Raw genomic sequence first — 12,836 nt, 5'->3', positions numbered from 1 at the left:
TGGGGTGACTCCGGATTAGTTAGTAATTGAGTTAGTTTGCTCTAACGTTATTATAAGGATTTTACGTTAAGTTGACACCAATGACGGCCGTTAGCCGTTACGTAGATTTGTTAAATACATAACATAAAACTAAAAGAATAAGTTAATTAATTGCACAGAATTAACTACATTTATAGCAATTCTGCATGAAAATGCGGCAAACTATATGAGGAACAAAACTTATAAGGAATGTATTATGTATCATCGTTGGTTTGTATGTGCTTTGGCATTTTTTTTGAGTATAGCCTTAGTTGCTTGTAACACTGTAAGTACTCAACAGCTACCAGCAAAAGTAGCAAATACTACTGAAACAACTAACACCAATTCGCAGCAATTACCCAAAAAATCAGCAACAAGAGTTGTGGCTCTTTCTTCTCTCTCTGCTGATATTATCGCTCAATTAGACCAAACAAAAATTGTGGGAATTACTGGTAGTAAACTATTTAAAGATGACTCGCGTTTTAAAGATATTCCTCGTGTTAGCGAAGGTCAAAATTCTCCTAATTTAGAAAAAATAGTAGCACTCAAACCAGATTTAGTTATTGGCGCAGAAGGTTTTTCTACGATTCCAATTCAAAAAATTCAGCAATTAGGAATTCCCACTTTACTTACCCAGGTGAATAATTGGGAATCTCTAGAAAAGTTGACTAAAACACTAGCTGAATTAATTGATGCCGACCCTCAGCCTTTGTTAAATCGTTACCAAAGTTTCTTACCAAATAAGCCTAATGAAAGTCTTACGACTTTGGTGCTGGTTAGTCGTCAACCAATTTTAGCGCCAAATAAAAATAGTTGGGCAGGAGATTTACTAACGAAATTTCAGGTAAAAAATTTGGCAGCAGAATTACAAGGAAAAAGTCCAGTTGGTGGTTATATAACTCTTTCGGCTGAAAAAATTATAGAAGCAAATCCAGATGCAATAATTTTGGTCAATCCTCCACAAGGTAATTCCCAAACAGAGCTTTTAGATGATTTAAAAAAAGAAAGTTTTTGGAAACAATTACAAGCAACTCAAAATAACCGAGTTTATGTGTTCGATTATTATGGTTTGGTGAATCCGGGTAGTATAAATGCTATAGAAAAGGCTTGTCAAAAACTCCAACAAGATTTACTTAGATTAAAAGGCACTTAAATAAGTATAATTCTTGATTTTATGCTACACAAAAACATACAAAATTTCCAAAAATTATTTAATCCTTGGCAGAATTGATTGGTTTTTGATGAGATGGAGTATTCTTTTTGGCTGGTAAAAAGCCTCCTCCAATACTGCGGAAATATAGCCCGCCTATAGCGAGCAAAAAACCAAAATATGCCACAGCTTGAACGAGATAGATTTTGTCACTATAGCCAAACAAAGATTTGAGAATAATGCCAGGAAATTGTTCGTCAGGCAAAATTGTGGAAGTATTGGAGACCATTGGCCCCAGAATACAAGAATGGATTTTAGTAAAGCGTTCGTAATAGAAACAAAGGCTTTGTGTAGCACGACTGCTAAGGGCAAAATTAGCTGCGGCGTCGTCAAAATTTTTCAAGGCTGAAATTACTAAGCCTGCGACAATCAAGACTAATAAAACACCCATTACTTGAAAAAATTGGCGGATATTAATTTTGATGCCCCACTTAAATAAAAGCACACCTATGACGATCGCCACTGTTAAACCTGCAACTGCACCGATGCTAGGAATTAGTCCTTGTTGAAAATTAGCAGCAATAAACAGAACAGTTTCAAAGCCTTCTCGAATAACAGCAATAAAAACTAAACTAAAAACACCCCAACCAGCATTTGAGTTTTGTTTCAGTGCTTGGATAACTGCTCCCTCAACTTGCGCTTTCATAAATTTGGCTTGTTGAGTCATCCAGATGAGCATCCAACTGAGCATTGCGATCGCTAACAAACTAAATACACCTTCCAGTAGTGGCTCAACTACGGAAGTATATTGAGGATTAGCAGCTCCCACTACTTGAATTATCCAACTAAATAGCGCTCCTATCAAGCCGCTAACAGCAATACCAACGCCGACTCCAGTATATACCCAATATTTTAAATTAGATTTTTTCGCTTTTTGCAGCAAAGCTAGGACAATTCCCACCACAAGGGCAGCTTCTACTCCTTCTCGGAGGGTAATTACAAAAGTAGGTAGAGCAGTACTAAAATCCATTTTTTATCCTTTGTCTTTTGTCCTTTGTCATTAGCCAGTTATCATTTGTCCTTAGCAAATAACCAATGACTAATGACTAATGACTAATGACTAATGACTATTAACTAAAATCACGTAACATTTTTTTCAGTTCGAGATTATGCATCTCTTCTTGTCCTATCATCCCACGAGCAAATTCTTCTAGATAAATGCTGGCATTGGTGACAGTATCCAGGAGATTTTTATACAAATCTAATGCCTTTTTTTCATGGGATAAGCTTTCTGCCAAAATATCTTTGACTGTATGCTTGTAGGTTTCTTCCATTGGGGCAATTTTTAAAGAGGGATGCCCATCTAAACCTGTGAGAATTTCTCCTACTTGTTGGGCATGAAGTAACGATTCGCTTGCCTGTGCTTTGAAGAAAGCTACTATGGGAATACGGTTAGGGCCAGTGACCATTAACGAATAATGTGTATAGCGTACTACTCCTGCTAATTCAAATTCCATGATGGCGTTGAGCAAATCAATGGTCTTTTTCTGGTCAAGTTCTTGCATTAGTTGTGGATTGAAGTGACGAATAGAGTTTAATTAGTTAAGAATTAGGAGTGAGGAGTGATGAATTAGGAGTGAGGAGTGATGAATTAGGAGTGAGGAGTAATGAATTAGGAGTTAAAAATTTATTATAGTTTTTAAATTCTTAACTCTTAACTCCTAACTCCTAACTCTTAACTCCTAATTTTTAACTCCTAACTTTTCACTCCATAACTCCTAACTCTTAACTATCTCCTAATTTTAAATAGCTTACTCTCAACTTCCCATTAAATCAAAATGCGATTTTTGTGCTTGGGAACTGGATTTATCAATCACTTTTTGAGAGTTTTCCTCAATGGTTTTCACCAACTTGGTAACATCCTCCGGAGTCTTCACCGGTTTAGCTGGTGGAATAGCACCAGGCCAAACTTTTACTAGTTCGGCAAAACTAGTATTAATTGCTTTATCTGCTTCGGCATCTTGTTGAGCTACTTGGCTGGCAATTCCTTTGTATAATTCGTTGGCGTAAAAGACAAATCCACGAGAGTCTTGATATTCAATTGCTGCGGATATCTTACCATCTGCGATCGCCGCGCCATATTCGGAATTAGCTGCATCCAGTAATTCGTTTATTACTTGTAATACAAATCCTGGTTTTGAACGTTCTGCTGCTGGTAAAGCTGCGATCGCTCCATCAACGGCTGCCACTGAAGAACTAAAATTAGTTTTAACTTTACTATCCTTGGGGCTAGATTTGACCAAATCTTGCAAACTCACCAAAGTTGTCTTAAATTCCTTAACTTTGCGTTCGTTAAGTTGGTCTTCTACATCAACATAAATCTCCTCAACTGGATGCCCAATATGAGGTTCTGCCTGTTTCGGCTGATTTTGGTCTAAAAGTTCTTTTGCTACTATCAGATGTCCTTTCATTAAGCCTAATTTAGACATGTAGTCAACATCTTTGGCTTCCCCTGTCAGGACTACATCTTGAACGCCAACTTGGTCTTTAATTTGGTCGAATTGCTCCTGAGTAATCACTTTTTTTGTCACTAAATCTTCTGGACTACCGTAGGGACGATTCGCCTGAATTTTGTTAGATAAAGCCGGGACACCAAGCTTGGCTTCAAATTTATCTAATTCTGACAATATAGCAGTATTAATGTTAATTTTTTCTTTACTACCGTGACCGCTATGGCTGTTATTACTTGCTGCTTCTGTAGCTTGGGGAGTAGCAACTGGGGCTGAAGGATTTTCGGCGGTTGGTGTACTGCTACAAGAACTCAAGGTAATGATTGCCGCAGTGGCAACAGTCAAACAAATATAACGAAATTTTATCATTTTAACTCCTAACACAACTTAAATTTATTAATTGTTGTATGGCAAACTATTACCCAATGTCATAGATTGTACTTTCGCATATAATGATATTTTTTATCAACTAGTTAATTGAAAATTTTCTGGAAATAATTACAAATAACTTAACTAGTGGTTGCCTTGATGAGCAATAACTAAGTATTTCGTCAAGAAATTTTTACAGTTTTTTGAGATTTGCTATCAGCAATTACTTCAAATTGACCCATGCAACCGTTTTCGGCGATCGCATCTTGATGAGGATGAAACATGTATTTACCTGGATAGCGAAAAGCAAATTCTAAAATGTGCCTTTCTGCTACACCCATCGTCAGTACATCAGTTTTTTCACTGGCAGTCATACTCATGCCGTAGCGATAGACATCAAAAAAGTTGGCGTGGAGGTGAAAGGTAACTGCCGGATCGTATTCAATAATGTTGAGGACGTACAACCGAATTAACTGATTTTGATAAATGGGAATGGGATGATGCATGTAATGATGAGGTAGACCATTAAAGGCGTAGTAATCATTGTGGCTATCATCATTTACGTCATACCCAGCCATTACTAGGACAATTTCATCAGCTGGCGGACGGGCAGTAGGAGGATCGATGATAAACATCCCGTACAGTCCCTTGGCAATGTGACGGGTCACTGGTTCAATATGACAGTGGTATAAGTGAACGCCATAAGGTTCGGCATCAAATTCATAAATTGTGGCTTTGCCATTGCTTACCGGACGAACACCATCCATTTCTGCTGGATGAACGCCATGAAAATGCAAAGAGTGAGAATGTCCAGCGTTATTGAGAAATAGTATTCGCACGCGATCGCCTTGTTTGGCCCGTAGCGTTGGCCCCGGTATGCGCCCGTTTAAATCCCAAATATTGTAAGAAACAGCGCTATTTAATTGAATAATGGAAGTACCCGCAGTTAATTGAAATTCTCGAATAGTACGCCCATTTTCTTGTTTTAACGTTCCATAATCAAAATCCCTGAGCATCTTCGTTGGATTAGCAACATTGTCTGATGCTTCCATATCAAGTGGTGGTACTTTGACTATTGACTGACTTTGTAAATTCAGCGTTTGCCAAAGTGCTGCTGCACCAGTCACTCCCACACCTGCTAAGCCCAGCTTTATTAATTGACGGCGACTCCAAAGTTTTTCTTTACCCAGAGCGAAGTTATTGGGCATGACAGTTAACAGTTAGCACCAAAAAAATTGAAAATTATTTGCAATTATCATTGTGTATATTATCTGAATTAAAAATCATTGTCAATAAGTTGCTAGCGCCGCAAAACTGTTACTAAAACTTATGCAATTTACATCAAGCTAAAATCTGGTTTAACAACAAAAAACACTGAAGAAAATGTATATTTTATTACTTAATAAATAAACCTGTTATTAGTCAATCACTGCTACCAATCATCTCCTCCGCTTGCCCATATGTATCATTTTTCAAATTAAATAGTCTGACAGATAAAATAAATCGCATTTCCAAGAGTTTTTTATATTTGGCATCTTTGTCTTATTCAAAATCATGTGTCATTGTTTTGTTATTTGTATGGAGTTCGTGTGTCAATTTCTGCATACCATGACCTAAGTTAAAAGGACAATATAGTATTCACTAAAGACAAATTAGTTAAGACATTTCATACCTACTTGTCAAATAGGAAGCTTATCGTATATCTTTTTGCAATCCATTGGCATTGTGCCTTTGATTGATGAATTACCCAAATTAATTATGCGAGGTCAAAAATGAGTAGTTTTTCTACTATTTCAGTATTACAAAAGACTGCAAATATTACCTTGTCGAAGCCAGTACAGATAACGCTTTATATGCTGCTATCTTCTTTGATTATCTGGACTGCTTTGTTCTCGACTTATCCTGCTGTGCATAACGCAACACATTCAGCACGACATCATACTTTAGGCGTTGCATGTCACTAAATTAACTAATCCCAAAATTTTACTACTGGATTAGACAATAGTTTGACACCTCATCAATTTATCAAAACGGAATTTAGAAGTCAGTCGTCAAAATTCATGTGAAATTTTGGCGACTGGCGGCTCATCAAATGCCAATGTGAGTTTTTATGAAAAAATATCGATTATTTGGAGTTATCGGTGCTGTTTGTATTACTTTGTCAATTCTTTATTCCTTAGTAGGAAATTCTCAAACTCCTAGTTCCAGAGTGATACTTTCCACCAACCCACCTTTAGAAAGTATTCTTCCCTTTGAAGCCGGAACAGAAAGACATCAATCTCCTGTCACCATGACACTACAAGCGGTAGATGCTGCGGGTAAATCTTTAGAAAATGCCAAAATTAACTTAGAAATTTTGACACCACCATCTACTCCTTGGTTAACAACAGATTTTCCAATTGTTGAAGGTACAAAGCTATTGCAAATGAATGCTGTTGCACCTGACGGAAAACTAGAAATTCAGCAGATGTTACCGATTAGGGGAAAATATGAATTACTGGTAAAAGTGTCACCTTTGGTAGCAAATACCTTTGCTCCCTACGAGCAAACTTTAAATCTTAATGTCCGAGAAAATCCAATTAAATATAAATATTTTGTCGTTACAGCAGCTATTTTATTAGCAGTTGGATTGTTGGGTGGTTGGGTTATTGGGGGACAACAAGAACTACAACAAGGAGAAATTGCTCCCCAATCAGTGCGCCTTTTATTAAGTAGTTTAATAGTAATAGCGATAGTAGCTTTATTATTTATCAATATTAGTGCAGAGGTAGCCGAAGCTCATGGCAGTGGACACCACTCCAGCAATACTGAAGCCATCGCACCATCATCTCAAAAATCCCAAGGATTAGAAATCCAAGTTCAGGGAGATAAAAAGGCCACTGTGGGTAAACTTGCAAATTTAGGCTTACAAGTGAAGGACACTACCACAGGACAACCAATCAAAGATGTCACATTGCAGGTGAAAGCCATCGCTCTTGAAGATAATTTAACAGTCTTTGCCTACAAAGGATTTAGCGACCAAGAAGGTAAGTTAATATGGCAAGAGCAATTTTTTGACGGTGCGCCTCATAAAGTTGAGATAGAAGCAACTCCCAACTCAGGATCTAGCCGTGAATTTACACCAATCAAAGTAGCACAAGAAATTGAAGTCGAAGCGATCGCACCACCAATTTATATCAGATTGATCGGTTTATTCTACTTTACTGCCATCGTCGGTATTGGTATGGGCATTGGATTGCTAATCCAGCATCGACGAACACCAAAACCAAGGACAAATTAGCCATATCACTGCTTGGCTGGAGATTATCAATATAAAAATGTGCATCAACATGTGAAAATAGTTGTGGTGAAAAAACCACACTATTTTTTTATTTATATAAACTATAAATAATGCACAAATAATTAAAATTAAATATACAGCAATCCTCAATCATTTGTGAGACATAGCCAAGGACAAATGACCAATGACAGTCAACACCAAAATTCTCATCAATCAAACAGGATTGCTATATTAACGCTGGCTAATATTTTGGCAGCCTACCCTAGAAATTATAATCTCAAAATTATAATCAAATAATGGTGACAAAAATTGCAGTTGAAAAAATTCTTGAGCGTGCCTTGATGGGGTACGATGTATCTCCCGAAGAGGGAGTGGTATTGTTACAACAAACCGAACCAGAGGCGATCGCTGCAATACGTACCACATCTGATACTCTACGTCACGCACAAGCGGGTGATACAGTTACCTACGTAATAAATCGTAATATCAACTTTACTAATATTTGCGAGCAACACTGTAGCTTTTGTGCCTTTCGTCGAGATGATGGGGACGCAGGCGCATATTGGTTAGATTGGACACAAATTTTGGAAAAGGCCGCAGATGCAGTGCAACGGGGTGCAACCGAAATTTGTATGCAGGGGGGATTAAATCCACAAGCACAAATCAACGGCAAATCTTTGCCATATTACCTGAAACTCGTAGAAACCATCAAACAAGAATTTCCCCACATACATCTACACGCTTTCTCCCCCCAGGAAGTGCAATTTATCGCCAGACTTGACGGACTGCAATACGCTGATGTCATTGCTGCTTTGCGAGATGCTGGTGTTGGTTCAATGCCAGGAACAGCCGCAGAAGTATTAGATGATACAGTGAGACGGATACTTTGCCCAGAAAAAATTGATACAGCCACATGGTTAGAAATTATTAGTACAGCTCATAAACTAGGCTTGCATACCACCAGTACGATGTTATCTGGGCATATCGAAAGCCACGAACAGCAAATTGGGCATTTAGAAAAACTGCGATCGCTGCAAAAAATAGCCATCGAACAACAATATCCAGCACGGATTACAGAGTTTATTTTATTACCCTTCGTCGGGCAAGAAGCACCAAAACCCCTACGTCGTCGTGTCGGACGCGACCAACCCATCTTACAAGATGCACTGCTATTAGGTGCTGTAGCTCGGATTTACTTAGGAAATTGGATTCCCAACCATCAACAGAGTTGGGTAAAACTGGGACTTGCCGGTGCAACAGAAGCCTTAGTTTGGGGTTGTAACGATATCGGCGGCACCTTAATGGAAGAACACATTACCACAATGGCAGGAGCCTTAGGCGGTACATGCATGGAAGTAGAAACATTACAAAGTGCGATAGCTTCCTTAAGACGACCTTACCAACAACGGGATACTCTTTATCAAAGGGCGTAGGGCATTGGGCATTGGGCATTGGGCATTGGGCATTGGGCATTGGAGGTGTTGACTGTTGACTGTTGACAGAGTAATTATTCTCCTCATCCCCATTCCCCATTCCCCATGCCCCATGCCCCATGCCCCATGCCCCATTCCCCATTCCCCATGCCCCATGCCCCATGCCCCATTACCCATTCCCCATTCCCCACTAAAATTGATCCCCAAGATACCAATCCAGGATACGATGGACGTTGATTTACGTATTCTTTTAGTTAATGCATATGAAGCGCTATTGGTCGCGTCTGCTTGCACTTGTTTTGGTTGTATCTATCGGCTTGATGGGTTGTTCTGGCAGTCCAGATAGTTTGACTGGTGATTATCGCCAAGACACTTTGTCTGTGGTTAACATCATGAGACAGGCCATTAATTTATCACCAGATTCACCAGACAAAGCAGCAATTCAAGCAGAAGCGCGTCAAAAAATAAATGACTTTTCAGCTCGTTACCAACGAGCTAACTCTGTTTCTGGCCTTGGCTCTTTTACAACTATGCGAACAGCCCTCAACTCCCTGGCTGGACACTACAGTTCTTATCCTAATCGTCCCGTACCCGAAAAACTCAAAACTCGCTTGGAGAAAGAGTTACAGCAGGTAGAATCAGCACTCAAACGTGGCGGTTAACTCTTAACTATTAACTATTCCATGATTAAGAGTCAGCAGTCTCAAGTTTTGATTCTTCAATCTTGAGTGGAGTTGGAGACACTCCGACTCCACTCTCGACTAAGTTTTCAACTTGAATCTCAATCGGAATTCAAAATTGAAAATTTTATACTAAACTAATTCATACTAGTTGAGAAATTTTTCAACTTTACTAGCACTTATGCAAAAATTTTCTCAAACTCTTTTTCTACCCTTCTGCTGACGTAGACGCTACGCGAAGGGCGAATGTGTTCTTTGCGGTAGTCTGCGACAAGCCCCTCTGCGTCTAGATTTTTCCTATTTTGCGTAAGTCCTGTTTATAAAGAAAAATTTAAAAGCACATATTTTAATACTTTAAGAAAAATATTAAGTATAAATTACAGTATAAATTTTTTATAAATCCCATTGATATAAGTCTATTTTCAATCACTAGGGCATAGGTAGAGTCTATGCAATACCAGGGTAAACTTGATTTTATATCGATAGAAAATTATTGCAATCAAGGGAAAGCAGTAAAGGTTAAAGAACAAGTGAAAATTCCTCCTTTTCCCTCTTTTTTATATGTTCTCTAGCAATCCCAAATAATTTGTGAAACATAGCACAAGCCTTGGTGGTTAGGACATTAACAGACGAGAAAACTCAGACATCAAAAGACTTTTGACCCAGTGACCAGTCCCCAGTCCCTTGCTATATTACCTATTAGGGTTGTTGACTCTTAACAGTCAACAGTCAACATTTAACACCGATATTGTTCACAACTGAAATAGGATTGCTATATATTCCAGTTGATGTATTTATATGTTTACAAAAAAATACAGCAACAGAAATAGATTTTTGCCCGTCTTGAAAAAGTACGTTTTCAAACTCCGTTTACTCAACTATATAATTTGATACAAGTTGCTTATAGCCATTTGAGTTGGAGTAATTGATTTTTGTGTCCATCTACTACTAAGTATGTTGAATCGTCCTTTGAATGTTGCAAGATCGCAGTTATTTTGGCGACGCGTGTTCGCTGTTGTTTTCGGTAGTAGCTCATTACTTTCTGGCTTTGGGAGCCAACCAGCAAGAGCGCAAGTAAACCAGTATTGTCAGTTATCACCAACGGCGGCGCAAGAAAAAGAAAACTTGCGTTTGTCAGCCCTCAAAGGCAATGAAAATGCCCAGGCTCGATATCAAAAAATATTACAACAACAAGCACAGGAATTACGCGAGTGCCGTACTCGGACATGGCCACAAATCCAAGCCCTTTGGTTGCGCTTGTATCCCTGTGATGTTCAGCCAGGAACAATCGATCTGGTTATGGATCGGATTGTTAACGGTGGGTATAACCAAGTTTATTTAGAAGTATTTTACGACGGGCAAGTGTTATTGCCAGCAATTGCTAACCCGACGGTTTGGCCTTCTGTGATTCGTACCCCAGGAGCAGAAAACGTCGATTTACTATCTCTAGCCATTAAAAAAGCTCGACAACGGGGTTTGAAGGTTTACGCGTGGATGTTTACCACAAATTTCGGCTATACTTACGCCCAGCGAAAAGATAGAGAAGCTGCGATCGCTCGTAATGGTAAAGGTCAAACAAGCTTATATGTTGTAGACAATAGCTCTCAAGTATTCATCGACCCTTACAACCTTGATGCAAAACGCGACTACTATAAATTAGTACAGGAAGTTTTGCGCCGTCGTCCAGATGGTTTGTTATTGGACTACGTGCGCTATCCCCGACAAGCAGGAAGTGATTCCATCGCCACCAAAGTTTCAGATTTATGGCTATTTACTCCCGCAATTCAAGAAGCTTTATTTAAACGGGCACAGAATTACAAAGGGCTGGACTTAATTCGCCGCTTTTTGAGCAAGGGATATGTCACCGCTGGAGATGTGGTGGAAGTTGATAAACTTTATCCTCAAGAAGGCGAACCCCTTTGGCAAGGACGCATTCCCCCACCAGCCGAAAAATCAATTCAGCCTGCAACCGATAGACAACCACTTTTACAATGGGAATTGTGGCAACTCGCTGTTGCCCACGCCATGCAAGGAATTTTAGATTTTGTCACCATTGCCAGCTATCCAGCAAAACAGCAAGGTATTCCCACAGGAGTGGTGTTTTTCCCTGATGGAAACCAAACTGTAGGACAAGGCTATGATTCCCGTTTGCAACCTTGGGATAGATTCCCCACGACACTAGAATGGCATCCCATGTCTTATGCAACTTGCGGTAATGCCAGTTGTATCGTGTCCCAAGTGCAGCGAGTTTTGAGTATGGCAAAACCGGGTACACAAATAATCCCTGCTTTAGCTGGTCAGTGGGGAAAACCTATTAGTAATCGTCCCCCACTAGAAGTGCAAATGCAAGCACTCCGACAATTTAGCTCTCAAGTCAAGGGAGTTAGCCATTTTGCCTATTCTTGGCAGTATCCTCAAAATGATAGCGATCGCAAATTTTGTCGTAATCGCTAAGTAGAATTCAGAACTCAGGAGTCAGAATTCAGGAGTCAGAATTCAGGAGTCAGAATTCAGGAGTCAGAATTTAGGAGTCAGGAGTCAGAATTGATTCCGTACCACTGGCGGATGAATTGAGCGAGTTTGAGACCCGATCTAATTTTCAGTTTGGTCGTCTTTAATCAGTCGAGAATTGTAACTCCGACTGATTAATTCTGAATTCTGACTCCTGACTCCTGAATTCTCAATTCAAGCCAAGTCCTCTGGTGTATTACAGTTAAACAGCATTTCTGGTTCTGGTAGCGGCAAAACTTCCACAGGATATTGTCGCAACCACTCTTGAAAGGATCGCCCCCCTTGGTTGATAAAATCCAACAGTTGCGGCAAACAGCGACGGCGATAAAAACCACACAACGGTTCCCAGCCTTTGGGATGATGAGCTAAAGCGGCGATTTTATTATCTGCGATACTATCAAGTGTAGTTGACCATTCTTGCAAAACTTCAACCCGCAATCTCGGCAAATCGCAAGCCAGTAATAACACCCATCCTGTTTGTACTTGGGCTAGTCCTTGGGCAAAACCAACTAAAGGGCCGTGTGTGTGGAGAGAGGGTGAAGACGCGGGGAAAGAAGAAGAGGTGGGGACTCCAAGAGGCGGTGAAGTTCTTAAATAATTTTCTGTGTCCTGTTGTCCCTGTGTCCCCGTATCCTGTTGTGGCAAAGGCAGTTCCCGAATAAACTCACAAGCAGGCAAAAGCAAGTCTCGATAGCGTTCTGGCCAGGGAGTAACTATATAAACGCTATCAGCACAGCCTTTAGCAATCTCACAAACCTGCTGTAACAAGGGCACTCCTTGAATGGGAATCAAGGCTTTATCCTGACCCATGCGAGAACTCTTACCACCAGCTAACACAATTGCGGTTAATTGTTTGCGGGTCGCCATTCTCCAATCACCTCTCTA

General features: G+C 39.7%; 12 protein-coding genes. 6 read left to right on the top strand and 6 right to left on the bottom strand.

Annotated features, from left to right (window positions below):
- Nucleotides 1-235 precede the first annotated feature (235 nt).
- Nucleotides 236-1,171, top strand: a complete 936-nt coding sequence (locus tag VF06_RS12935; protein ID WP_099067914.1) for an ABC transporter substrate-binding protein — start codon at nucleotides 236-238, stop codon at nucleotides 1,169-1,171.
- 58 nt (nucleotides 1,172-1,229) lie between these two features.
- Here the strand turns inward: VF06_RS12935 and VF06_RS12930 are convergent, their stop codons facing one another.
- From VF06_RS12930 to VF06_RS12915, 4 genes are all read right to left on the bottom strand, one after another.
- Nucleotides 1,230-2,198, bottom strand: coding sequence for an FTR1 family iron permease (locus tag VF06_RS12930; protein ID WP_099067913.1), 969 nt, complete (start codon nucleotides 2,196-2,198; stop codon nucleotides 1,230-1,232).
- A gap of 100 nt (nucleotides 2,199-2,298) precedes the next feature.
- Complete coding sequence (locus VF06_RS12925) at nucleotides 2,299-2,733, bottom strand: ferritin-like domain-containing protein (RefSeq protein WP_099067912.1); 435 nt, start codon at nucleotides 2,731-2,733, stop codon at nucleotides 2,299-2,301.
- A gap of 252 nt (nucleotides 2,734-2,985) precedes the next feature.
- The gene (locus VF06_RS12920; RefSeq protein ID WP_099067911.1) at nucleotides 2,986-4,047 is read right to left on the bottom strand and encodes a 4-helix bundle domain-containing protein; all 1,062 of its coding nucleotides are present in this window, start codon (nucleotides 4,045-4,047) and stop codon (nucleotides 2,986-2,988) included.
- 182 nt (nucleotides 4,048-4,229) lie between these two features.
- Nucleotides 4,230-5,255 carry a multicopper oxidase domain-containing protein gene (locus tag VF06_RS12915; protein ID WP_099067910.1) on the bottom strand — a complete coding sequence of 342 codons (1,026 nt, stop codon included), beginning with the start codon at nucleotides 5,253-5,255 and terminating at the stop codon, nucleotides 4,230-4,232.
- A gap of 564 nt (nucleotides 5,256-5,819) precedes the next feature.
- Between VF06_RS12915 and VF06_RS12910 the strand changes: the two genes are divergently transcribed.
- From VF06_RS12910 to cofH, 3 genes are all read left to right on the top strand, one after another.
- On the top strand, nucleotides 5,820-6,011 hold the full coding sequence (locus VF06_RS12910) for a CbtB domain-containing protein (protein WP_099067909.1): 192 nt from the start codon (nucleotides 5,820-5,822) through the stop codon (nucleotides 6,009-6,011).
- Nucleotides 6,012-6,157: 146 nt separating this feature from the next.
- Entirely contained in the window at nucleotides 6,158-7,327 is a 1,170-nt protein-coding gene (locus VF06_RS12905) for a hypothetical protein (RefSeq protein WP_099067908.1), read from the top strand.
- 296 nt (nucleotides 7,328-7,623) lie between these two features.
- Nucleotides 7,624-8,760: a 7,8-didemethyl-8-hydroxy-5-deazariboflavin synthase subunit CofH gene (gene cofH, locus VF06_RS12900; RefSeq protein WP_099067907.1), complete on the top strand. Its 1,137-nt coding sequence runs from the start codon at nucleotides 7,624-7,626 to the stop codon at nucleotides 8,758-8,760.
- Here cofH and VF06_RS12895 read toward each other — a convergent pair.
- On the bottom strand, nucleotides 8,713-8,937 hold the full coding sequence (locus VF06_RS12895; protein ID WP_099067906.1) for a hypothetical protein: 225 nt from the start codon (nucleotides 8,935-8,937) through the stop codon (nucleotides 8,713-8,715). The two genes, cofH and VF06_RS12895, sit on opposite strands and share 48 nt — an antisense overlap.
- An 86-nt stretch (nucleotides 8,938-9,023) precedes the next feature.
- Here VF06_RS12895 and psb27 point away from each other — a divergent pair, with 86 nt between their 5' ends.
- Nucleotides 9,024-9,422 carry a photosystem II protein Psb27 gene (psb27, locus tag VF06_RS12890; RefSeq protein WP_099067905.1) on the top strand — a complete coding sequence of 133 codons (399 nt, stop codon included), beginning with the start codon at nucleotides 9,024-9,026 and terminating at the stop codon, nucleotides 9,420-9,422.
- A gap of 972 nt (nucleotides 9,423-10,394) precedes the next feature.
- Entirely contained in the window at nucleotides 10,395-11,894 is a 1,500-nt protein-coding gene (locus VF06_RS12885) for a family 10 glycosylhydrolase (RefSeq protein ID WP_099067904.1), read from the top strand.
- A gap of 231 nt (nucleotides 11,895-12,125) precedes the next feature.
- On the opposite strand, the gene VF06_RS12880 is transcribed toward VF06_RS12885, so the two are convergent.
- Complete coding sequence (locus tag VF06_RS12880) at nucleotides 12,126-12,818, bottom strand: molybdenum cofactor guanylyltransferase (protein ID WP_099067903.1); 693 nt, start codon at nucleotides 12,816-12,818, stop codon at nucleotides 12,126-12,128.
- Between the last annotated feature and the right edge of the window lie 18 nt (nucleotides 12,819-12,836).

The organism is Nostoc linckia z4 (genome assembly GCF_002608075.1).
Lineage (GTDB): Bacteria > Cyanobacteriota > Cyanobacteriia > Cyanobacteriales > Nostocaceae > Nostoc > Nostoc linckia.
This window is presented reverse-complemented; position numbering and strand designations above follow the sequence as displayed.